The 22,724-nt window shown below is 71.1% G+C and carries 18 protein-coding genes; 8 read left to right on the top strand and 10 right to left on the bottom strand.

The genetic code is table 11. The features are described 5' to 3' along the window. Window positions 1–54 precede the first annotated feature (54 nt). The gene (locus tag ACIPTO_RS11170) at window positions 55–720 is read right to left on the bottom strand and encodes an HAD hydrolase-like protein (protein WP_366312841.1); all 666 of its coding nucleotides are present in this window, start codon (window positions 718–720) and stop codon (window positions 55–57) included. A gap of 131 nt (window positions 721–851) precedes the next feature. After that, window positions 852–1,367, bottom strand: a complete 516-nt coding sequence (locus ACIPTO_RS11165) for a DUF6912 family protein (RefSeq protein WP_366312839.1) — start codon at window positions 1,365–1,367, stop codon at window positions 852–854. Between the two features lie 342 nt (window positions 1,368–1,709). Between ACIPTO_RS11165 and ACIPTO_RS11160 the strand changes: the two genes are divergently transcribed. After that, complete coding sequence (locus tag ACIPTO_RS11160) at window positions 1,710–2,555, top strand: Rv3235 family protein (protein ID WP_401190901.1); 846 nt, start codon at window positions 1,710–1,712, stop codon at window positions 2,553–2,555. 232 nt (window positions 2,556–2,787) lie between these two features. Here ACIPTO_RS11160 and secA read toward each other — a convergent pair whose 3' ends face one another. Next, window positions 2,788–5,601 (bottom strand): preprotein translocase subunit SecA, encoded by a 2,814-nt coding sequence (secA, locus tag ACIPTO_RS11155; protein ID WP_366312835.1) that lies wholly within the window; start codon window positions 5,599–5,601, stop codon window positions 2,788–2,790. Between the two features lie 267 nt (window positions 5,602–5,868). On the opposite strand from secA, the gene ACIPTO_RS11150 reads away from it, so the two are divergent. Both ACIPTO_RS11150 and ACIPTO_RS11145 read left to right on the top strand, forming a co-directional pair. Next, the gene (locus ACIPTO_RS11150; RefSeq protein WP_401190899.1) at window positions 5,869–6,438 is read left to right on the top strand and encodes a GNAT family N-acetyltransferase; all 570 of its coding nucleotides are present in this window, start codon (window positions 5,869–5,871) and stop codon (window positions 6,436–6,438) included. A gap of 58 nt (window positions 6,439–6,496) precedes the next feature. Further along, window positions 6,497–7,699 carry a winged helix-turn-helix domain-containing protein gene (locus tag ACIPTO_RS11145; RefSeq protein ID WP_401190897.1) on the top strand — a complete coding sequence of 401 codons (1,203 nt, stop codon included), beginning with the start codon at window positions 6,497–6,499 and terminating at the stop codon, window positions 7,697–7,699. A 165-nt stretch (window positions 7,700–7,864) separates the two neighbouring features. Here the strand turns inward: ACIPTO_RS11145 and ACIPTO_RS11140 are convergent, their stop codons facing one another. The 7 genes from ACIPTO_RS11140 to mtnA all read right to left on the bottom strand — a co-directional run bounded on the left by ACIPTO_RS11140 (window position 7,865) and on the right by mtnA (window position 16,837). Further along, complete coding sequence (locus ACIPTO_RS11140) at window positions 7,865–8,611, bottom strand: response regulator transcription factor (protein ID WP_033287181.1); 747 nt, start codon at window positions 8,609–8,611, stop codon at window positions 7,865–7,867. Between the two features lie 206 nt (window positions 8,612–8,817). After that, the gene (hpf, locus tag ACIPTO_RS11135; protein WP_328831068.1) at window positions 8,818–9,510 is read right to left on the bottom strand and encodes a ribosome hibernation-promoting factor, HPF/YfiA family; all 693 of its coding nucleotides are present in this window, start codon (window positions 9,508–9,510) and stop codon (window positions 8,818–8,820) included. A 313-nt stretch (window positions 9,511–9,823) separates the two neighbouring features. Further along, entirely contained in the window at window positions 9,824–10,783 is a 960-nt protein-coding gene (locus ACIPTO_RS11130; protein WP_401190895.1) for a ComF family protein, read from the bottom strand. Between the two features lie 305 nt (window positions 10,784–11,088). Beyond that, window positions 11,089–12,924, bottom strand: a complete 1,836-nt coding sequence (locus ACIPTO_RS11125; RefSeq protein WP_401190893.1) for an LpqB family beta-propeller domain-containing protein — start codon at window positions 12,922–12,924, stop codon at window positions 11,089–11,091. Beyond that, window positions 12,914–14,998, bottom strand: a complete 2,085-nt coding sequence (gene mtrB, locus ACIPTO_RS11120; protein ID WP_401190891.1) for an MtrAB system histidine kinase MtrB — start codon at window positions 14,996–14,998, stop codon at window positions 12,914–12,916. Before mtrB ends, ACIPTO_RS11125 begins: the two co-directional genes overlap by 11 nt. A 1-nt stretch (window position 14,999) precedes the next feature. Then, entirely contained in the window at window positions 15,000–15,689 is a 690-nt protein-coding gene (gene mtrA, locus ACIPTO_RS11115; RefSeq protein WP_187284748.1) for a two-component system response regulator MtrA, read from the bottom strand. An 8-nt stretch (window positions 15,690–15,697) separates the two neighbouring features. Then, window positions 15,698–16,837 carry an S-methyl-5-thioribose-1-phosphate isomerase gene (gene mtnA / locus ACIPTO_RS11110; RefSeq protein WP_401190888.1) on the bottom strand — a complete coding sequence of 380 codons (1,140 nt, stop codon included), beginning with the start codon at window positions 16,835–16,837 and terminating at the stop codon, window positions 15,698–15,700. Window positions 16,838–16,977: 140 nt separating this feature from the next. Here mtnA and ACIPTO_RS11105 point away from each other — a divergent pair, with 140 nt between their 5' ends. The 5 genes from ACIPTO_RS11105 to ACIPTO_RS11085 are packed head-to-tail and all read left to right on the top strand — an operon-like array spanning window position 16,978 to window position 22,582. Further along, window positions 16,978–18,303, top strand: a complete 1,326-nt coding sequence (locus ACIPTO_RS11105; RefSeq protein ID WP_401190886.1) for a hypothetical protein — start codon at window positions 16,978–16,980, stop codon at window positions 18,301–18,303. Between the two features lie 4 nt (window positions 18,304–18,307). After that, window positions 18,308–19,093: a DUF4129 domain-containing protein gene (locus ACIPTO_RS11100; protein ID WP_401190884.1), complete on the top strand. Its 786-nt coding sequence runs from the start codon at window positions 18,308–18,310 to the stop codon at window positions 19,091–19,093. After that, window positions 19,090–20,283 carry a DUF4350 domain-containing protein gene (locus tag ACIPTO_RS11095; protein ID WP_401190882.1) on the top strand — a complete coding sequence of 398 codons (1,194 nt, stop codon included), beginning with the start codon at window positions 19,090–19,092 and terminating at the stop codon, window positions 20,281–20,283. Before ACIPTO_RS11100 ends, ACIPTO_RS11095 begins: the two co-directional genes overlap by 4 nt. Next, window positions 20,283–21,272: an AAA family ATPase gene (locus ACIPTO_RS11090; protein WP_401192082.1), complete on the top strand. Its 990-nt coding sequence runs from the start codon at window positions 20,283–20,285 to the stop codon at window positions 21,270–21,272. Before ACIPTO_RS11095 ends, ACIPTO_RS11090 begins: the two co-directional genes overlap by 1 nt. Then, on the top strand, window positions 21,272–22,582 hold the full coding sequence (locus ACIPTO_RS11085; RefSeq protein ID WP_401190880.1) for a DUF58 domain-containing protein: 1,311 nt from the start codon (window positions 21,272–21,274) through the stop codon (window positions 22,580–22,582). The genes ACIPTO_RS11090 and ACIPTO_RS11085 overlap by 1 nt, the downstream gene beginning before the upstream one ends. Window positions 22,583–22,724: the final 142 nt, after the last annotated feature.

Genomic DNA, 22,724 nt, shown 5'->3' with positions numbered 1-22,724 from the left:
CGCGGCGACGCGGCGCCTGTACCTCGGGTGCCCCGCCCGGTCAGCCGCTTCGCGTCACGCCGCCAGCCGCTCCGCCTCCGCGACGGCCTCCGCCAGCGAGTCCACCACCGGTACACCCACGACCTCAAGGCTGGCCCGGCTGTGCGAACCGCCGGTGTAGAGCACGGCCCGCGCCCCCACGTGCAGCGCGGCCACCGCGTCGTCGGCCGCGTCCCCGATCACGACGGTGCGCGCGGGGTCCACGCCGGTCAGCGCGCCGAGGTGCCGCACCATGTGCTCGGCCTTGCTGCCGCCGGAGGGCCCGGTGCGCCCGTCGACCCGTATGAAGTGCGGCTCGATCCCGAACTCCCTCACCAGCGGGACGAGTTCGTCATGGCCGTACATGCTGAGGATCGACTGGCTGCGGCCCGCGGTCCGCCATCCCGCGAGCAGGTCCGCCGCGCCCTCGGTGAGCCCGCAGACGGCGCGGTGCTCCGTGTAGTACCGGTGGAAGGTGCCGTCCATGACCTCCCACTCGGCGTCGGTGGGCAGCCGTCCCAGCAGCCGCTCGTAGAACTTGGGCACCGGCACGCAGTACAGCGCCCGGTACTGCTCCATCGTGATCGGCGTCAGCCCCAGCTCGGCGAACGCCGCGTTCGTCGCCCCGATGATCGCGTCATTGTCGTGGAACAGCGTGCCGTTCCAGTCCCAGACGATGTGCGCGCTTCCTTGCATCCCCATGCCAAAAACGTACCCGCCGCCACTGACAATCAGGAGAAGCCCAGGTCAACGGCCATATACCGGCGCGGGACAGACTCAGTCGGCCGGGCTCAGCCGGCCGGACTCCATCGGTCGGGCGCAGTCGGCCGGGCTCAGTCGGCCGACCCGACGAGGTTCGGGATCTCCTGCGTCGCGTACCAGAGCAGCTCGTGGTCCTCGGCCCCGTCCACGACGAACTGCGCGTCGTCGTCCCCGTGATCGGCCGCGGCGAGCGCGTCGGCGGCGGCGCTCACATCGGCCTCCGCGTCGCCGAGATCCACGTGTACGGCCGCCGCCTTGGCCAGCGCCACCGTTCCGGTCACCCGGACCTCGCCGAGCGCGGCCGGGTCGAGTCCGCGGTCGGGGTCACCGTGCGCGGTGCCGTCGGGCACGTCGACGGCGACCACGACCCGGCGCCGGGGCGCGTCGGGGTGGACGGCGAGCAGCCGCAGCGAGGCGAGGGCGGCCCGGTTCAGCGCCGCGTACTCCAACTCCTCGATGTCGTCGGAGAGATACCACTCGCGCAGCGCGGGCGTGACGGCGTAGGCGACGAAGGGTCCGGTCCCCAGCTCGCCCGTCTTGTACGCCTCGGCGAGACCGGGGAGGGTCAGGGGGACGTAGACGCGCATGGCTGGCCGCTTTCGTAGTCGGAGTGCCCCGGGGAGGACGTTCCGCGGACGGTGCCGCGCCTCCGCGAGGGCCTTCAGGATACGTGCGCGTGTCCCCCATCGAGTTCCCGCCCACCCCCTCGGAACCGTCCACCTCACGCCCGGAATTCACCCTGGGCACCCCCGTGGCCATCGGCCCGCGGGGGCGGAAATCACCTGGATAAGTGAATGTTCCGGCCCCTCCGACGCGCTCCGCCACATCCTTGCCACCTCCGCCCGGGGCCCCGTACAAGATCCCCAACCAGAAAGTTACTTCCCGGTACATCCCGGGCCGATCCAACGGGGACCCTCATGCACAAGGTCATGACCAGGACCGCCCAGCACACCCCGACCCGCCCCCCGACCCGCCGAGACCCCCGCCGCCCCGGCACGAGCACACCGCGCGGCCAGGCCGGGGGCACACCCCGCACGACTCCGGTGGCCGAGGTGGCCGAGGGGGCCGAGAGGTCCAGGAACACGGTGGTGGAGAGGCGGCCGGGCACGGGCACCCCGCCCACCGGTCCGGGCGCTCCCGGCAGCGGACCGGGCCGGGGCGCAGGACGCACGGCCGCCCCCGGAAACGGCCGCAGGGCGAACGCTGTGGGCCGTGCCGGGGCTCCTACGACCCCGGAGTCCGCGACGGGCCGGGACGCGGTCTCCACGTCTCCTCCGCGGACGGCGAGCCAGGGCACCCACCCGGCCTCACGCCCCGCCGAACCCCACACCGGGCTCGCCCGAACCGCGCCTACCGCCCCGACCACCAGGACCGCCCGCACCGCCCCGACCGCTCAGGCAGCCCAAGCCGCCGCCCGCGCCCGCGTCCCCCAGCCCCGCCCCACCGACGTCTTCGCCGACCGCCTCCTCGCCGTACTGAGCGGTCAGCGGCCCGTCCACTGGATGCTCCGGCACACCGCGGGCCCCGCCTACGACGAACTGATCCGCCTCGCCGAACACGGTCCCCTGCGTGCCACCCGCGGTGTCCGCCCGGTGGTCAGGGACATCGGCTACTACGTCGCCCGCCCCGGCGCCGTGGAGGCCTTCGCCCGCATCGGCGCCGGTGACCAGGTGCGCGCCATGGCCTTCCGGCTGGAGCAGGGCGCGGACCTGCGCTGGCGCTGCACCGCGGTGGAACTGGGCGGCCCCCGCGCCCCGCACCAGGACGACGACTGACAACACCGCCACCGCCGGGACGACGACCGACAACGCCCTCCGGGCGCGCATGCCCAGGGACGCACCGCCGCAGGCAAGCCGAAGGGCCGGGCATCCTCAAGATGCCCGGCCCTTCAGAGCCTCTTCGCGGAGCACGGCCCCAACAGGCTCACGCCCTCATGCGGGCCTGCCCACTGACGACCGCACCCTCTCCGGGTCCGCCGCTCACCGCTCGACCCGGCGGAGCGACCCGTCACTTCTTGCGGCGGCTGCCCCGGCGGCCCTGCTTGCGGCGCTCCGCGCGCGTGAGGCCGTCCGCCTCGGAGCGCACCGGCTCGTCGTCGCTGGTGAAGTCGCCCTCGACGATGCCGCCCTCGCCGTCCACGGTCGGCGCGGAGAAGTGCAGCCGGTCCGGCCGCTGCGGGGCGTCGAGGCCCTTGGCGCGGATCTCAGGACGGCCGCTCGCCTGCGCGGGCACCGTGTCCTCCTTGTCGAGGGACGGCCTGTCGTCCTCGACGAGGACTTCCTCGACCTGCTGCTCGACCTGGACCTCCAGGTTGAACAGGTAGCCGACGGACTCCTCCTTGATGCCGTCCATCATGGCGGTGAACATGTCGAAGCCCTCGCGCTGGTACTCGACCAGGGGGTCCTTCTGGGCCATCGCGCGCAGGCCGATGCCCTCCTGGAGGTAGTCCATCTCGTAGAGGTGCTCACGCCACTTGCGGTCCAGGACCGACAGCACGACCCGCCGCTCCAGCTCACGCATGATCTCGGAGCCGAGCTGCTCCTCACGCCCCGAGTACTGCTCGTGGATGTCGTCCTTGATGGACTCGGAGATGAACTCGGCGGTCAGACCGGCCCGGTCCCCGGCCGCCTCCTCCAGCTCCTCCACGGTGACCTTCACCGGGTAGAGCTGCTTGAACGCGCCCCACAGACGGTCGAGGTCCCAGTCCTCCGGGAAGCCCTCGGCGGTCTCCGCGGTGATGTACGCGTCGATCGTGTCGTCCATGAAGTGCACGACCTGGTCCTGAAGGTCCTCGCCCTCCAGGACGCGGCGGCGCTCGCCGTAGATGACCTCACGCTGACGGTTGAGGACCTCGTCGTACTTGAGGACGTTCTTGCGGGTCTCGAAGTTCTGCTGCTCGACCTGCGACTGGGCGGACGCGATCGCGCGCGTGACCATCTTGTTCTCGATCGGCACGTCGTCCGGGACGTTCGCCATCGACATCACGCGCTCGACCATCTGGGCCTTGAACAGGCGCATCAGGTCGTCGCCGAGGGAGAGGTAGAAGCGGGACTCGCCCGGGTCGCCCTGTCGGCCGGAGCGACCGCGCAGCTGGTTGTCGATACGGCGCGACTCGTGCCGCTCGGTACCGAGGACGTAGAGGCCGCCGAGGTCCTTGACCTCTTCGAACTCGTCCTTGACCGCCTGCTCGGCGTTCTCCAGGGCGGCGGGCAGGGCCTGGGCCCACTCCTCGATGTGCTCCTCGGGGTCGAGGCCGCGCTGACGCAGCTCCGCCTCGGCGAGGTCGTCGGGGTTGCCGCCGAGCTTGATGTCCGTACCGCGGCCAGCCATGTTGGTGGCGACGGTGACGGCGCCCTTGCGGCCGGCCTGGGCGATGATCGGCGCCTCACGGTCGTGCTGCTTGGCGTTCAGCACCTCGTGCTGGATGCCGCGCTTGGCGAGCTGCTGCGAGAGGTACTCGGACTTCTCGACCGACGTCGTACCGACGAGGATCGGCTGGCCCTTCTCGTGCTTCTCGGCGATGTCGTCGACGACCGCCTCGAACTTCGCGACCTCGGTGCGGTAGATCAGGTCGGACTGGTCCTTGCGGACCATCGGCCGGTTGGTCGGGATCGGGACGACGCCGAGCTTGTAGATCTGGTGGAACTCGGCGGCCTCGGTCATCGCCGTACCGGTCATGCCGGAGAGCTTGTTGTAGAGGCGGAAGAAGTTCTGCAGGGTGATCGTGGCGAGGGTCTGGTTCTCGTCCTTGATGTCCACCCCTTCCTTCGCCTCGATCGCCTGGTGCATGCCCTCGTTGTAGCGGCGGCCGGCGAGGATACGGCCGGTGTGCTCGTCGACGATCATGACCTCGCCGTCGATGACGACGTAGTCCTTGTCCTTCTTGAAGAGCTCCTTCGCCTTGATGGCGTTGTTCAGGTAGCCCACCAGCGGGGTGTTCACCGACTCGTAGAGGTTGTCGATGCCCAGCCAGTCCTCGACCTTGGTGACACCGGCCTCGTGGATGGCGACCGTGCGCTTCTTCTCGTCGACGTCGTAGTCGCCCGTCTCCTCCATGCCCTTGAGCGGGTTGCCGGCCTCGCCCTGCTTCAGGCGGGTGACCAGCTTGGCGAAGTCGCCGTACCACTTGGTGGCCTGGTCGGCCGGGCCGGAGATGATCAGCGGCGTACGGGCCTCGTCGATGAGGATCGAGTCGACCTCGTCGACGATCGCGAAGTTGTGGCCGCGCTGCACCAGCTCGTCCTGCGACCACGCCATGTTGTCGCGCAGGTAGTCGAAGCCGAACTCGTTGTTCGTGCCGTAGGTGATGTCGCACGCGTACTGCTCACGGCGCTGGGCCGGGGTCATGTTGGCGAGGATGCAGCCGACCTCGAGGCCCAGGAACTTGTGGACGCGCCCCATCATCTCGGAGTCGCGCTCGGCCAGGTAGTCGTTGACCGTGATGAGGTGGACGCCGTCTCCGGAGAGGGCGTTCAGATACGCGGGCAGGGTGCCGACCAGGGTCTTGCCCTCGCCGGTCTTCATCTCGGCGACGTAGCCGAGGTGCAGGGCCGCGCCGCCCATCATCTGCACGTCGTAGTGACGCTGGCCGAGGACGCGCTTGGCGGCCTCGCGCACGGTGGCGAACGCCTCGGGGAGCAGGTCGTCCAGGGTCTCACCATCGGCGTAGCGCTGCTTGTACTCCTCGGTGAGGGCCTTCAGCTCGGCGTCGGAGAGGTCGACGAAGTCCTCTTCGATGGAGTTGACCTGGTCCGCGATGCGGTGCAGCTTGCGCAGGATCTTGCCTTCGCCTGCACGCATGATCTTCGAGAGGACGGACACGGGGGTTGGTCTCCTTGCCGGTCGGGCCTGGGACGGTCGGTTTCCAATGACATGACTGAGCAACGGCCATCGTATGCGAGGACCCCGCCACGCCGGGAGCCTGCAGGGGACGCCGACCGTCCAGTCCTTCAAATCTGCTTCAAAGGGACAACGTCCGGGAGTCACCGATGGTGCCGCGTCCCCGCGAGGAATTGCGCGAAATGTGATCACCCGCTCACGCAGCGCAAAAGTATGGCGTCCTTGTGCGCCCCCGAGCAGAATCGGCCGATGGAACCCGTCACGCTCACGACCGACCGTCTTCTCCTGCGCAGCGTCGGGCCGCAGGACACCGACGTCGTGTATTCCGCGGCCCAGGACCCCGAGATCCAGCGCTGGACGACGATCCCCTCGCCCTACCTCCTGGAGCACGCGCGGAGTTTCACCGAACAACTGGTCCCGGAGGGCTGGGAGAACGGTTCGATGTTCACCTTCGGCGTCTTTCTCCCCGAAGGCGAGCTGGTGGGCATGCTCGCGATCACCATGCGTTCCCTGGGTGTCGGCGAGGTCGGCTTCTGGGCCACGAAGGAACACCGCGGCAACGGCTACATCACCGAGGCCACCATCGCCGTCGCCCGCTGGTCCTTCACCCGCCTCTCGATCGACCGCGTGGAGTGGCGCGCGGAGGTCGGCAACAAGGGCTCCCGCAAGGTCGCCGAACACGCCGGCTTCACCATCGAGGGCACGCTCCGCTCCGCGATCAACAACAAGGGCGTACGACGGGACTGCTGGATCGGCTCCCTGCTCCCGTCGGACCAGGGCCTGCCGTCGACGGCGCCGTATCTTCCGGCTCGGTCGTAGCGGGACGAATCCGCAGCTCAGCCCGCACTGTCAGTGGCACCGTCTATCGTGCGGAGACATGACGAGTGCCCCGCGCCCCACGACCGACCTGTCGGCAGCCGACGCCCGCCGCATCGCCCTGCGCGCACAGGGTTTCCTCGGCGCCCCCGACCGCCGCGGTGGCGTGCGCGGCGTGCTCCGCCATCTCGGCGCGGTCCAGCTCGACACCATCTCGGTCCTCGCCCGCTCCCACGAACTCATCCCGTACGCGCGCCTCGGCGCCGTCCCGCGCAAGACGGTGGAGGACGCGTACTGGACGACCACACCCGCGGGCGCCTCTCCGGCACGACCCCACGCCTTCGAGTACTGGTCGCACGCCGCGTGCATCCTCCCCGTGGAGGAGTGGCCGCACTTCGCCTTCCGCCGCCGCGCCTACCGCGCCCGCCCGCACTGGAACCACGACCTCCCGGACGGCACCTACGACCAGGTCGTCAAGCAGCTCCACGCCGAAGGCCCGCTCACGTCCACGGAGTTGGGCGGCGCCAAACGCACCAGCGAGTGGTGGGACTGGTCCGGCGCCAAGGTCGCCGTCGAGCGCGCACTCATGTACGGCGAGGTGGTGTGCGTGGAGCGCCGCGGCTGGAAGCGGGTGTACGACCTCGCCGAGCGCGCGATCCCGCAAGAGCTGCTGCACGACGAACTGGATGACACGGAGTGCCTCCGCCGCCTCGTCGCCCTGGCGGGCCAGTCGCTGGGCGTCGGCACGCGCGCGGACATCGCCGACTACCACCGCCTCAAGGGCGAGCAGGTCGACGCGGTGATCGCCGACTCGGGTCTGGTCCCGGTCACCGTCGAGGGCTGGTCCAAGCCCGCCTGGGCGGACCCGGCGGCCCTGGCGGCACCCCCGCGCGGGCGCCACCGCACCACCCTCCTGTCCCCGTTCGACTCCCTCGTCTGGGAGCGGGCCCGCACGGAGCGCATCTTCGGCTTCACCCACCGCCTGGAGGCCTACGTGCCCAAGCCGAAGCGCATCCACGGCTACTTCGCGATGCCGGTGCTCGCCGGCGGCCGGCTGGTCGGTCGCGTCGACCCCGCGCGCGAGGGCCGCACCCTGGTGGCCAAGCAGGTCACCCTGGACGACGCGAAGGCCGTCCCGTCCGTCGCACAGGCTCTGGTCGAGGCCGCGAGCTGGGTGGACTGCACGGACGTACGCGTGGAGCGGGTCGACGCCCCGGAGCTGCGCGCCCCCTTGGCCAGGGAACTCGTCCGACTCCTGGCGTGAGCGACGGGGGCGTGATGTGAGAGAGCGGCGGATTAGCTGAGGGGATCAGCGGATCCCGGGGGAAGGGGTCAACGGATCCCGGGGGAAGGGGTCAACGGATCCCGGGGGAGAGGAATCAGCGGATCCCAAGGGGTCGAGGGGCTGAGGGGCTGAAGGGCCGAGGGCTCAGCGGATCTCGAGAATCTTCTCCCGCATCGCGTAGACCACGGCTTCCATCCTGGAGTGCAGCTGCAGCTTCTCCAGGATGTTGCGCACATGGTTCTTCACGGTGTTCTCGGAGATGAACAACTGCTTGGCGATATCACGGTTGTTCATACCGGTGGCGACGAGTTTGAGGACCTCCAGCTCACGGTCGGTGAGCCGGGGCGCGGGCACCAGCCGGCGCTCGTCGGTGCGCTGGATCATCGACTTGAACTCGGTGAGGAGTTTCGACGCCATGGAGGGGCTGATCTGCGACTGCCCGTCGGCGACGGCGCGAATGGCGGTGGCCACCTCGTCGGTCGAGATCTCCTTGAGGAGATATCCCGTCGCACCCGCCTTGATCGCGTCGTAGAGATCAGCCTCTTCGTCGCTGATCGTGAGCATGATGATTTTCGCGCTGGGTGCCACCTCCTTGATGGAGGTGCATGCCTCGATGCCGCCCCGCTTCGGCATCCGCACGTCCATCAGGACGATGTCCGGCAGCAGATCGGCGGCCTTGTCCACGGCCTCGGCGCCGTCACCGGCCTCGCCGACGACCTGGATGTCCTCCTCGGCCGCCAGCACGATCTCCAGGCCGCGCCGGAAGAGGGCGTGGTCGTCCACGACCAGGACCCTGATCGGCTCCTTGCGTGTCGAGCCCGCTTCCGGGCCCATGCCGACGACGCCGCCGTCGGCATCCCCGACATGCATCGGTCCGAAGCTGTCCGCCATCGTTCCTCCCCCTGAAGGCTGTGGCCTGTGGTCCTGCGCCATCGCCAACCCAAGGCAGCGGCCCACCGGTTGGGCCCTGTACGGCCATGATTCCATGCCCGGACGACAGTGCGGTCACGAAGCGGGGCGCGAAGTGGTCGCACACCGGTGCCCCTGGGGGCGCACACGCGCTCCAGGGGCACCGGTTCAACTCTCGGCCGGGTGGCTCAGCCGCCCAGCGTGCCACCCGCCGCGGGCGGTTGCGCCTGCGTGACCATCGGGTCCGTGCTCAGGTGGATGACGCCGTAGTCGTAGGCGTGCCGCCGGTAGACGACGCTCGGTTCCTTGGTCTCGGAGTCGACGAACAGGTAGAAGTCGTGTCCGACCAGTTCCATCTCGTAGAGCGCCTGGTCGAGGGACATCGGAGAGGCGACGTGGGTCTTCTCGCGGACGACCAGGGGACCTTCGCCCTTGACCTCCAGCGAGCCGATCTTCTTGGTGGGCACACCGTCCGACTGCTCGTCCGGGACGGCCTGGCCGTTGCCGTTGAGCGTCGCGGCGCCCGGGACGTGGTCGGGGACCTCGGCGGCCGTGAGCCGGCGGGCACCGCGGCGCGTGTTGCGCTTGTCGTGCTGCTTGCGCAGCCGGGCGTCCAGCTTCTCCGCCGCGAGGTCGAGCGCCGCGTACGGATCGTTGGCCGATGCCTCCGCCCGGATCACCGGACCGCGGGAGCGGAGCGTGATCTCCACTCGGTCACAGCGGTCGGCCTGTCGGGGGTTCGGCTCCTTGGACACCTCCACGTCGAGGCTGATCACCTTGCCGTCGAGCTTCTGGATCTTCTCCAGCTTCAGCTTCTCGGCCACGTGCTTGCGGAACCGCTCGGGCACCTCTGTCTTGCGGCCCTTGACGACGATGTCCACGCAGAACTCCGTTCCCGGATCGCTCCGCCTCGCTGCGGAGCGTCTCCCTTTCGCACCAGGCTCCGGTCGCCCCGGAACCTCGGACTCGGTGACTTCCACCTCCTCCTCCCCCATGGGCAAGATCTCCACCCCATGGCGGCGAGTGATTGCAGAAAACCCGCAGCACGACATTCGGATAGGAGAGGCGCGACGTGCGCCTTTCTCTCACAACCGAACATATCTCGCCCGGACGGATGTCGTCACCCTCTACTGCCCCGTACCTCCGTTCAGGTGAATTAGCCCTGTCATTACCTGCAACGACGCAAGATCGCAGTCAGTTCCGGTTTATTTCGAAGGAATCTGGCGAGGCCGCGATCACCGCCGCGCAGACCGGGTCATCGGGCCCGTTCACACCCACGAATCTTGTTGCACTGAGTGCCATGTTCCTCCTGTTCTCCATTGATCTCTCGGTGTGTTCTTCTCTGCCTTCCCTGGACGCACGCGCATACACAGCGGCAGTCGCGCCAACTTCCCGCTCGCACCCGATCGCCTCCCGCACGGCACGCGCCGCCTCCCTCAAAGTGGCCCCGGTAGTCATCAGGTCGTCGACGAGCACCACCGGAACTCCGGCGAGCAGCCGACCACCGCCCTGGACCACCTCCAGCGCACCGGCGAGATTCTCCAGCCGCTGCCGGGAGTTGAGCCCCGCCTGGTCGGCCACCCACCGCCCCTGCCGCAACACCGCGGCCACCCGGGCCGGCGTCCCGGTCCGCCGCAACTCACCCGCCGCCGCGAGCGCGATCCGCCGCGCCGGATCATGCCCCCGGGCCCGCACGGTCGCCCGCGCGGACGGCACGGGGACGAGCAGCAGGGGGGCTTGGGCCGGGGGGCGGGGGTGGGTGGGACGGAGGTGAGTGGCACGGAGGTGAGTGGGACGGAGGTCCGGGTGCCGCTGGGCTGACGATTGGGGGCTCCCCCTCCCCCACCCCTCCCACCCCGCCTCCCGCACCCCCACCCGCACCGCCCCCGCCAGCGCCGCGCCCAGTGGCCCCGCGAGGGCCAGCGCTCCTCGTTCCTTGTGGGCGAGGAGCATCGCGCGCACCTCGTCCGCGTACGGGGCTGTCGCGTACGTGGCCGGTAGTCCGGACGGCTCGGGCATCGGTCGCACCCGGCTCGGCGCGGCCCCGGTCAGGGCGGCACGGCACTCCGGACAGAGCACCGTGCGAGGCTTTTCGCAGCCTCCGCACTCGGCCGGCAGCACCAGATCCGTCAGGTCCCGCCACCACCCCCGCATGTCCACCACTGTGCCCGTGGCTGCGCCGAGCGGCCACCCCTGTGGACAACGGCCTGTGGACAACTCCGCGCAAGCGTCGGCAGCCGTCACCCCGGACGAGTACGAGGCCGCACCGGAAGCCGCCCGGACCACGTGAACGGCCGCCTCCACCGAGCCTCAGCCCGACCGGAGACGGCCGCATTCAGTCCGCCCGCTCAACGCCCCGACATGCTCTGACATGCCCCGCCGACATGCGCCGCCATGCGTCGGCATGCCCCGACGCGTCGAACGTCAGCGCGCCTCGACTTCCTGGACGCAGCGGCGCCTCACCCCGGATAGACCGGCGCCGAGCCCGTCTTGATCACCTTCTGCCACTGCGCCCCGCTGGGCAGCCGTACGATCCCGTCCTCCGAGTAGGCCACCAGCGGCAGCTTGTCGTCCTCGGACGCGGCGATCTCCTTGACCCCGGTCAGGGCGGCGGGTGCCGGGCCCTCCGGTGTGGAGCCGTCGACCTGGACGTACCGCATCTGGAGGACGCCTTCGTGCTCGCGGCCCACCACCACGAGCCGGCTGTCCCCGGCCCACGACATGGCGGTGATCTCCTCCAGGTCCGGGGTGACGGACCGCAGTTCGAGGACCGAGACCTCCGGCGGCTCGCCGCTCGTCCCGCCCCGCTGGATGCGTCCGACGAGCAGGGACCGCTTGCCGTCCTTCTCCACGACGATCGCTATCCGCACCCCGTCGGCGGCCACCCGAACGGACTCGATACGGCCGTCCAGCCCCGGCGCCTCCACCGTGATGGGCTGTCCCGCGCCCTTCTGCAGCAGGAGCAGCCGGGGGTTGGCCTGGTCGCGGTCGGCCACCCAGAGGTCGCCCTGCGCGTCCCAGCTGGGCGCCGTCAGCCGGTCGTCCTCGGTCTTGCCCTGGCTGGTCAGCACCGGGTCGCCGAGCGATGCGCCGGACACCATCGAGCTGACGTAGAGCGACTTCCCGTCGAGGCCGACGCCGGCTCCGGTCTCCTCGTCGCGCGAGATCGCCACCGACCGCAGTTGCTTGTCGCCCTCGCCCAGTGCGCCCGGCACCGGATCGGCGTGTGTGCCGCCCGCGCCGGGCATCCGTACCACCCGGTGCTTGTCGTCGAGGAAGTACAGGTACTCGGGACGGTTCACGGCGCCGTGTGCCGCGAGGCCCGCCGCGCTCTCCTCGGAGTAGACGCACAACTGGGCGCCGTTCGCGGCCTGCAGCTCGACCTCGTCCACCGTGGGCGTCATCGTCTGGAGCGTGTAGAGGATCTGCGTGGCCATCTCGTTGCACCGGGCGAGCCCGACCCGCGAGGCCGTCTGGTTCAGCGGGACGGTGAGTTTGTTCTGGTCGTCGGGTGTCAGCGAGGTGACGCCCTTGCGGAGCGTCGTCCCGGTGGGGAAGCTCGACCTGACCACGGGCCCGAGCCAGCTGGTCGGTCCGTTGAGCAGCGACCGCACCATCTGCGTGACGGGGTCCACCCGGCGCCGTACGAACACGGGGTCTGCGACCGCGATCGGCTGCGAGCTCGTGGCGGCCGACGTGTTCGACGCGAAGTAGTACTTGTTGACCGACATGTAGTTGCGCTGGAAGTCCGACTCGCCCAGGACGACGCCCTGCGGCAGTTCGTCGATGCGCCACTGGCCGCTCTTCGCGTCCTTCGTGAGGTGGAGGGACTTGCTGTACTGGCCGTCCGCCGGGGAGTAGGCCTGTTGCGCGTCCACCGTGGCGACCCGGTCGCCGGTCAGCGTGTACGTGAAGGTGTCGGTGTCCTCCCGGCCCGCCGGGGCGCGGAGGGCCTCCGTGCTCGGGCCGTCGGCGAGGACCGTGGTGGACTGCTCCGGCTGCCAGCCGCGCGCGGCCTTGGCGGTCAGGTACATGCGTGCCGTCTTGAAGTCCGGGTCGTCGCTGGTCAGTGCCTCCAGGAAGCCCTGCACGATCTCGCCCTGCGACGCGTCCTCCCGGGGTGGCATCGCGAAAACGCGCACCTGGGTGTCCTGTCGGGGCGTCGACTCGACTCCCCGGAGGTCTCCGCTGTCGGGCATCGAGGCGCATCCCGCCAGTACGGCGATGCCACACGCGGCGTACGCCACCGTGCGTCCCTGCCTGCGCCGGGCGCCCCCCACGCGGTCAGCGCCCACGAGATGCCTCCCCCTGCTTGGTCGAGTTCTCCGGCGCGGCGGCCGGGTCCGTGCCGCCCGCGGCCTCGCTCCGCCCCGGTTCCGCGGCCGGCCGGTCCTCCTGGCGCCGGGTGCCGCCGGTCGGCCGGGGCACCACGCGCGCGCCGTTGCCGGGCAGTGCCGTCGGGTCCGCCGTCGCGGTCGTGGTGTTCAGTCTGGGGGCGATCGGGGTCCGCGCGGATATCGGCGCTCCCTGGTCACCCATCGGCTGCACCGGGACCGTCGCGCGCTTGTCCCCGCCCCCGCTGGGCAGACCGGCCTCATTAAGTCCGCGATTACGGCGTGAGTCCTTGGGCTCCAGGGGTATGGGCGAGCCCCGCAGCGGTTCGTCGGCGGTGCGCGGCAGCGTCAGCCGGAACTGCGACCCGCCGCCCGGTTCGCCCCACGCCTGCAGCCAGCCGCCGTGCAGCCGCGCGTCCTCCAGGGCGATGGACAGTCCCAGACCCGTACCGCCGGTGGTACGCGCGCGTGCCGGGTCGGCCCGCCAGAAGCGGCTGAACACCCGGGTCGCCTCACCGGGCTTGAGCCCCACCCCGTAGTCGCGCACCGCGATGGCGACGGCTCCGCCCGCGGTGGCGAGCTTGACTATGACGTCCTTGCCGTCGCCGTGCTCCACGGCGTTGACGACGAGGTTGCGCAGCACCCTCTCGACCCGCCGGGCGTCGGCCTCGGCGACCACGGGCTGCTGGTCGCCGACGACGCGTATCCGTGTGCCCTTGCGTTCGGCGAGCGGCTCGGCGCCGCTCAGGACCCGCCGTACGACCTCTCTGAGGTCTATCGGCTCGGCCTCCAGGGCCGCCGCGCCCGCGTCGAAGCGGCTGATCTCCAGGAGGTCCGCGAGGAGTGTCTCGAACCGGTCGAGCTGGTCGGCGAGCAGTTCGGCCGAGCGCGCGGTCATCGGATCGAAGTCCACGCGCGCGTCGTGGATGACATCCGCTGCCATCCGTACGGTCGTGAGCGGCGTCCGGAGTTCGTGCGACACGTCGGACACGAAGCGCCGCTGCATCCGCGACAGGTCCTCCAGCTGCTGGATCTTCAGCTGGAGGTTCTGCGCCATCTTGTTGAAGGCCTCGCCGAGGCGCGCGATGTCATCCTCGCCGGTGACCTTCATGCGTTCCTGGAGGCGTCCGGCGGAGAGCCGCTCGGCGATCCCCGCGGCCATCCGCACCGGGGTGACGACCTGGCGGACGACGAGCCAGGCGATGGCTCCCAGGAGGACGACGACGAAGAGCCCGGCGGTGGCGAGGGTTCCCTTGACCAGGCTGAGCGACTTCTCCTCCTGGGTGAGCGGGAAGAGGTAGTACAGCTGGTACGGATCGCCGTTCGGGTCGTTGACCTGCTTGCCCACGACCAGGGCCGGCTGGGACTCCTTGCCGTTGCTGTAGATGATCCGGGTGTAGCTCTGGGCGGCGGTCGTGCGGTCGTTGACCCGTGCGCGCAGGTCCTCGGGGACGCTGGCCGACGGGTCGACGTAGCCGGAGCCGCGCGGGCTGCGTCCGCTGCCGCTGTCCATGCCGGCGGGCAGGGTCACCACGTCGAAGGCGCCCTGGCCGCCGCTGGAGAGCGACGACACGAGGTCGCTCATCCACTGGATGACGTTCTGGGAGGGGCTGCCGCCGGTCGCGGAGCCGTCGTCGGCTGTTCCGGTGGCCGCCTCGTCGGCCCGCTGCTTGGCCACGGCGAAGCCGCCCGTGGCCTGGCTCTGGGAGGCCTTCACCTTGGCGTCCAGGAGGCCGTTGCGCACCTGGCCGATGACGACGAAGCCGAGCAGCAGGACGACGCCGAGCGACATCAGCAGGGTGGTGACGACGACCTTGAGCTGGATGTTGCGCCGCCACAGCCGCATGACGGGCAGCAGTGGCCGGCGCACCCAGCGCATGAACAGGCGCAGGACCGGGCTGCCCTGGACCCCGCCCTGGAGCAGCCCGCCCTCCAGCAGGCGTCCCCAGCGGGAGCCCGCCGCCGTCCGGCCGACAGGCCGCCCCGCACGAGCCCCGGACCCCCCGGGTGCCGAAGCGGCACTGTCTCTGGACATGTCAGCTCGGTCCCGCCTTGTAACCGACACCGCGGACGGTCACCACGATCTCGGGCCGCTCGGGGTCCTTCTCGACCTTGGAGCGCAGCCGTTGGACGTGCACGTTGACCAGCCGGGTGTCGGCCGCGTGCCGGTAGCCCCAGACCTGTTCCAGGAGCACCTCGCGGGTGAACACCTGCCACGGTTTGCGGGCCAGTGCGACCAGCAGGTCGAACTCCAGCGGGGTCAGGGCGATGGACTGCCCGTCCCGCTTCACGGAGTGACCGGCGACGTCGATGACCAGGTCGCCGATGGCGAGCTGCTCGGGCGCGGGCTCTTCCGACCTCCGCAGCCGGGCCCGGATCCGGGCGACCAGCTCCTTCGGCTTGAACGGCTTCACGATGTAGTCGTCCGCGCCCGACTCCAGGCCCACCACGACGTCGACGGTGTCACTCTTCGCCGTGAGCATCACGATCGGTACCCCGGACTCCGCCCTGATCAGGCGGCACACCTCGATGCCGTCCCGTCCGGGCAGCATCAGGTCCAGGAGCACCAGGTCGGGCTTGCTCTCACGGAAAGCGGCCAGCGCCTTGTCGCCGTCGGCTACGAAAGACGGCTCAAAACCTTCACCACGCAACACGATGCCGAGCATCTCGGCCAGTGCGGTGTCGTCATCGACGACAAGGACTCGTCCCTTCATAAACGACATCATCCCATTAACTAAATCGTTACCTGTCGTGACCTGTCACACAGCTCTGCCAGCGCCTCCGCCGTCACGGGCGAAACGGCGCCTTCTTCGGTGACGATCGCCGTCACCAGCTCGGGAGGCGTCACGTCGAACGCCGGGTTGTAGGCCTGGGTCCCCAGTGGTGCCAACGGAATCCCGCCTCCCGGTCCCGACACCGTCACTTGGGGTGACGTGATCTCCGTCACTTCGAATCCGGGGCGCTGTTCCACCTCGATGGACGCCCCGTCCGGCGTGTCCGGATCGACGGTCGTCACCGGCGCCACCACGATGAACGGCACATGGTGGTACCGGGCGAGCACAGCGAGCGGATAGCTCCCCACCTTGTTCGCCACCGAACCGTCGGCGGCGATCCGGTCCGCCCCGATCAGCACCGCGTCCACCTCCCCCGCCGCGAACAGGGAACCCGCCGCGTTGTCCGTGAGCAAGGTGTACGCCATTCCGTTGCGTGCCGCCTCGTACGCCGTCAGGCGAGCACCTTGCAGCAACGGACGCGTTTCGTCCACCCACAGCCGCCGCAGTCGCCCGTCCCGGTGCGCCGCGAGCGCCACCGCGAAGGCCGTCCCCTCGCCTCCGGAGACCAGCGCCCCGGTGTTGCAGTGCGTCAGGATCCGGTGCCCGCCGCCGGGCAGCAGCTCGTCCAGCAGGGCCAGCCCGTGCGCGGCCATCCGCGCGCTGGCCTCGGCGTCCTCCTGGTGCAGCCGCCGGGCCGCGGCCAACGCGGCCCCCGCCGCCCGCTCGGCGCCACCGCCCTCGGCGAGCGCGGCCCGGTGCGCGGCCTGCGCCCTGCGAACGCCCACGGAGAGGTTCACCGCGGTGGGCCGGGCGCCCGCCAGCGCGATCGCGGCCTCGTCCACGTCGAAGCCCCGCGCGGCGGCGAGCGCGACGCCGTACGCGCCCGCGATGCCGAGCAGCGGTGCTCCGCGCACCGCCAGTGAGCGGATCGCCTCCACCAGGGCGGACGCGTCCGTGCAGACCAGCTCGACCTCCTCGGCCGGCAGTCTCGTCTGGTCGAGAAGGACCAGGACAGGACCCTCAGGGGGTTCGTCCCATCGGATCGCGGGTATGTCGGTCGGCCGGCCGTCCTCGCCGGATTGCGCGTACTGATCAGCCATGCGGTCAGTCTGCCCCGTATCCGGCGGACAATTGAAGGTGTGCAGCCCATACCGCGGCCGGTCACCGCCCGACCACCCCATGGCACGATGGCTGCCAACCTGCCGCCGCGACCGCGGACGGGCACCGTGAAGGAGCGACGATGAACGACACTCCGGGCTGGGCCTCGCCCGGATCCGCCCCGCCCGACGGGCCCGAGCCCGGCGCGTCCGGTACCGCCGAGCCGGCCGACGGCTCCGGTCCCGCACAGCCCGCGGACCAGCAGGGCCCCGGCCCGCAGTGGTCCAAGGAGCAGCCGCCGGCCGCCCAGTGGTCCGCGCCCACCGGCGCCCCCGGCCAGGACCAGGCACCACCGCCCCCACCACCGGGCCCGGGCTGGGGCGGCGGCCACCCCGGCGGCGGCCCCGGCGGTCCTGGGGGCTACGGCGGCTACGGCTCTCCCGGAGGCTGGGGATCCGGCTGGAGCGGCCCGCCGCCCGCGGCCAAGCCCGGTGTCATCCCGCTCCGCCCGCTCGGCGTGGGCGAGATCCTCGACGGTGCCGTCTCCACCATGCGCACCTACTGGCGCACGGTCCTGGGCGTCTCGCTCGGCGTCGCCGTCGTCATGCAGACCATCGTCGTCCTCGTCCAGGGCTTCGCCTTCAGCGACCTCTCCAGCGCCAACGCCCTCGACGACCCGAACGCCAGCGCCTCCGAAGTGACCCGCGCCATGAGCGAGGCCTTCCTCAGCACCGGCGTCGTCTACCTGGTCGTCCTGATCGGCACCGTGGTCGCCACCGCCCTGCTCACCTCGGTCACCAGCCGCGCGGTGCTCGGCAAGCCGGTCACCGCCGGAGAGGCCTGGCGCGACGCCCGCCCCCGGGTGCTCAAGCTGTTCGGCCTGATCTGCCTGCTGATCCTGATGGCCGTCGTCCTGATCGGCGTCCCGACCGTGCCCGGCATCATCGTGGCACTCGTCGGATCGGAGGACGGGGGCATCGCGCTCGCCGTCATCGGCGGCCTCGCCGGCTGCGTCGTCACCCTCTGGCTGGCGATCCGCTTCTCCCTGGCCTCGCCCGCGCTGATGCTGGAGAAGCAGGGCATCATCAAGTCGATGACCCGCTCCGCGAAGCTGGTCCGGGGCTCCTGGTGGCGCATCTTCGGCATCCAGCTCCTCTCCCAGATCATCGCGAGCATCCTGTCGTCGATCCTCGTCATCCCGTTCGCCTTCATCGCCGGGCTGTTCAGCGGCGACGGCATCGGCGGGCTCGTCGACGGCACCGGCGACCTCGGCTGGACGTTCCTCATCATCAGCGGCGTCGGCTCGGTGATCGGCCGCATGATCTCGTTCCCGATCACGGCGGGCGTCACCGTGCTCCTGTACATCGACCAGCGCATCCGCCGCGAGGCCCTCGACCTCGACCTGGCCCGCGCCGCCGGCGTCCCGGACCAGGGCGCCGCCGCCCCCGGCCCCACTCCGGGGAGCTGATGCGGTGAGCCTGGCGGGGGGAGTTCTCCCAGGGGTACCCGGGGCGCCGCCGCGTGCCGTCGAGTCGGTCGCGGGGGCGCTGCTGCGCGCCCACGGCACGGTCGTCCGGTCGTCGGCCCTCTCGGGCGACGAGCCGCCGGTGACGATCCCGCGCGACCCTGCGCGGGAGGCCGCCCGGCGCGAACTGTCCAAGCAGATGTACCACCAGGACGACCCCAGCCTGGTGCAGCGGGCCCTGGACGCCATCTGGAACTGGATCGACAAACTGTTCAGCAGGGCATCGGAGGCCGCGCCCGGCGGCACGCTCGGCCTGCTCGTCGTCGTCCTGGCCGTCCTCGCCGTCGGCGCCGCCCTGTGGTGGCGCCTCGGCACCCCCCGCCGCCAACCAGGCTCCGCCGCCGCCCTGTTCGAGGACGGCCCGCGCAGCGCCGCCGAACACCGCTCGGCCGCCGAGGCGCACGCGGCGCAGGGGCACTGGAACCCCGCCGTGCAGGAACGCATGCGCGCCATCGTCCGCTCCCTGGAGGAACGGGCCCTGCTCGACGTCCGCCCCGGCCGCACCGCCGACGAGGCCGTCGCGGAAGCCGGCCGCGCACTGCCCTCGCACACCGCCGAACTCCGTTCCGCCGCCGCCCACTTCGACGACGTCACGTACGGCGGACGCGGCGCGGGCGAGCAGTCGTACCGCCGCATCGCCGAACTCGACCGCGAACTGGAACGCACGAAGCCGGTCCTCACCAGCAGCGCCCACAGCACGGCCCACCACACCAGCCAGGGGGCCGCCGGATGACCGCGGAGGCCACGCTTCCCGCCACCTCGACGGCGCCGACCGCCCGCCAGGTGTGGACCCGCGCGCGGGGCATCGTCCTCGCCCTCGTGATCCTCCTGGCCGCCGCCGTCGCCATCGCGGCGATCCGCTCCGACGCCCGGCACGGCGACCTCGACCCGCGCTCCGCCGACCCCTACGGCAGCCGTGCCGTCGCCGAACTCCTCGGCGACCGGGGCGTGTCCACCCGCGTGGTCACCACCCTGGCCCAGGCCCGCGCCGCAGCCGGTCCCGGCACCACCCTCCTGGTGGCCGTCCCCGACCTGCTGACCGACCGTCAGCAGTCCGGCCTGCACACGGCGTTCGCGAACTCCGGCAGCCGTACGGTCCTCGTCGCCCCCGGTCCCGCGTCCCTGTCCCGGCTCGCCCCCGAGGTCACCGCAGACCCCACCCCGACCCTGTCCTCGACGTTCTCCCCCGACTGCTTCCTGCCCGCCGCCCGGAGCGCGGGCGACGCGGAGACCGGCGACTACCGGTACACGACCACCGCCGACAACGCCGACGAGTGCTACCCCAGTGACGGCCGATCGACCCTGCTCCGCCTCCCGGACACGGCCGGGGGCGGCGACACCGTCGTCATCGGCTCGCCCGACATCTTCTTCAACAAGCGTCTCGACAAGCAGGGCAACGCCTCGCTCGCCCTCCAACTCCTCGGCTCCCGCCCCCATCTGGTCTGGTACCTCCCCTCCCTGGCCGATGCCTCCGCCACCGACTCCGGCAGCCGGGACTTCTTCGACCTGCTCCCCTCGGGCTGGCTCTGGGGCACCCTGCAACTGTTCATCGCCGCAGCCGTGGCCGCCCTGTGGCGGGCACGCCGACTCGGCCCCCTGGTGCCCGAAAAACTCCCCGTGGCGATCCGCGCCTCCGAGACCGTCGAAGGCCGCGCCCGCCTCTACCGCAAGGCCAACGCCCGTGACCGCGCGGCCAACGCCCTGCGCTCCACCACCCGCACCCGCCTCGCCCTCCTCACCGGCGTCCCCGTCTCCCAGGCGCACGCGCCCGAAGCCCTGCTCCCCGCGCTCTCCGCCCACCTCCACGGCGACGGACAGGCCCTGCACGCCCTCCTCTTCGGCCCGCCGCCCAGCGACGACGCGGCCCTCATCGCACTCGCCGACCAACTCGACGCCCTCGAAAGAGAGGTACGCCGTCCATGATGGACCCGACCACTGACAACGCCGGGACCACGGGGGACGCGGGCACCGCCCGGGCCTCCCTCGAATCCCTGCGCGCCGAGATCGCCAAAGCCGTGGTCGGCCAGGACCCCGCCGTGACCGGTCTCGTCGTCGCCCTCCTCTGCCGCGGACACGTCCTGCTGGAAGGAGTCCCCGGGGTCGCCAAGACGTTGCTCGTCCGCGCCCTCGCCTCCGCGCTCGAACTCGACACCAAGCGCATCCAGTTCACCCCGGACCTGATGCCGAGCGACGTCACCGGCTCCCTGGTCTACGACACCCGCTCCGCCGAGTTCCGCTTCCAGCCCGGCCCGGTCTTCACCAACCTGCTCCTCGCGGACGAGATCAACCGCACCCCTCCGAAGACCCAGTCGTCCCTGCTGGAAGCCATGGAGGAACGCCAGGTCACGGTCGACGGCACCCCGCGCACCCTCCCCGACCCGTTCCTGGTCGCCGCGACGCAGAACCCCGTCGAGTACGAGGGCACCTACCCCCTCCCCGAGGCCCAACTCGACCGCTTCCTGCTCAAACTGACGATCCCTCTGCCCTCCCGCCAGGACGAGATCGACGTCCTCACCCGCCACTCAGAGGGCTTCAACCCACGCGACCTGCACGCCGCCGGCCTGCGCCCCGTCGCCGGCCCCGCAGATCTCGAAGCAGCCCGCGCGGCCGTCGCGAAGACGACGATCTCCCCGGAAATCACCGCCTACGTGGTCGACATCTGCCGCGCCACCCGCGAGTCGCCGTCCCTCACCCTCGGCGTGTCCCCGCGCGGCGCCACCGCACTCCTGGCCACCTCGCGCGCGTGGGCCTGGCTCACCGGCCGCGACTACGTCATCCCGGACGACGTGAAGGCCCTCGCGCTCCCCACCCTCCGCCACCGCGTACAGCTCCGCCCCGAGGCCGAGATGGAGGGCGTGACGGCGGACTCCGTCATCAACGCGATCCTCGCCCACGTCCCGGTCCCCCGCTGATGGCCCTCACCGGACGCGCCGCCCTCCTCGCAGCCCTGGGCTCCCTCCCCGTAGGCATCTGGGAACCCAGCTGGACAGGCATCCTCGCCGTCAACGCCCCTCTGGCGCTGGCCTGCGCCTGCGACTTCGCCCTGGCCGCCCCGGTCCGCCACCTGAGCCTCACCCGCTCGGGCGACACCTCCGTACGCCTGGGCGAAGCCGCCGACGTCACCCTGACGGTCACCAACCCGTCCCGCCGCCCGCTCCGCGCCCGCATCCGCGACGCCTGGCCCCCCAGCAGCTGGCTCCCCGGCACCGAGTTCGCCGCCTCCCGCCACCGCCTGACGATCCCGCCGGGCGAACGCCGCCGCCTCACCACTCGCCTCCGCCCCACCCGCCGCGGCGACCGCCACGCAGACCGAGTGACCATCCGTTCCTACGGCCCTCTCGGCCTCCTCACCCGCCAAGGCACCCACACGGTCCCCTGGGCGGTACGCGTCCTGCCCCCCTTCACCAGCCGCAAGCACCTCCCCTCGAAACTCGCCCGCCTGCGCGAACTCGACGGCCGCACCAGCGTCCTGACCCGCGGCGAGGGCACAGAGTTCGACAGCCTGCGCGAATACGTCCCGGGCGACGACACCCGCTCCATCGACTGGCGCGCCACCGCCCGCCAGACCACGGTCGCGGTCCGCACCTGGCGCCCCGAACGCGACCGCCACATCCTCCTGGTCCTCGACACCGGTCGCACCTCAGCGGGCCGCGTCGGCGACGCCCCCCGCCTCGACGCCTCCATGGACGCAGCCCTGCTCCTGGCAGCCCTGGCATCCCGGGCCGGCGACCGCGTGGACCTCCTCGCCTACGACCGCCGGGTCCGCGCCCTCGTCCAGGGCCGCACCGCCCGTGACGTACTCCCGTCCCTGGTCAACGCGATGGCGACACTCGAACCCGAACTCGTCGAAACAGACGCCCGAGGCCTGGCAGCGACCGCGATCCGTACGGCCCCCCGCCGCTCCCTGATCGTCCTGCTGACCAGCCTCGACACCGCCCCCGTCGAAGACGGCCTACTCCCCGTACTCGCCCAACTCACCCAGCGCCACACGGTTCTGGTCGCATCCGTAGCGGATCCCCACATCGCCCTCATGGCCACATCACGCGGAAACACGGAGGCGGTCTACGAGGCCGCAGCCGCAGCCCGCGCCCAGACCGAACGCGACCGCACCGCGGAAAAACTCCGCCGCCACGGCGTCACCGTCGTCGACGCGACCCCGGACGATCTCGCACCGGCACTGGCGGACGCCTACCTGGCTCTCAAGAGCGCGGGACGTCTGTAATACGGCGCCTGCTTGAAAAGCAGGCGTTCTCCACAACCCCATAAACACAGAAAACCCCTGTACCGAATAAACGGTACAGGGGTTCTCACACAATTTGTTCGGCGGCGTCCTACTCTCCCACAGGGTCCCCCCTGCAGTACCA

It is taken from the genome of Streptomyces sp. NPDC090083 (genome assembly GCF_044747445.1).
Classification (GTDB): domain Bacteria; phylum Actinomycetota; class Actinomycetes; order Streptomycetales; family Streptomycetaceae; genus Streptomyces.
This window is presented reverse-complemented; position numbering and strand designations above follow the sequence as displayed.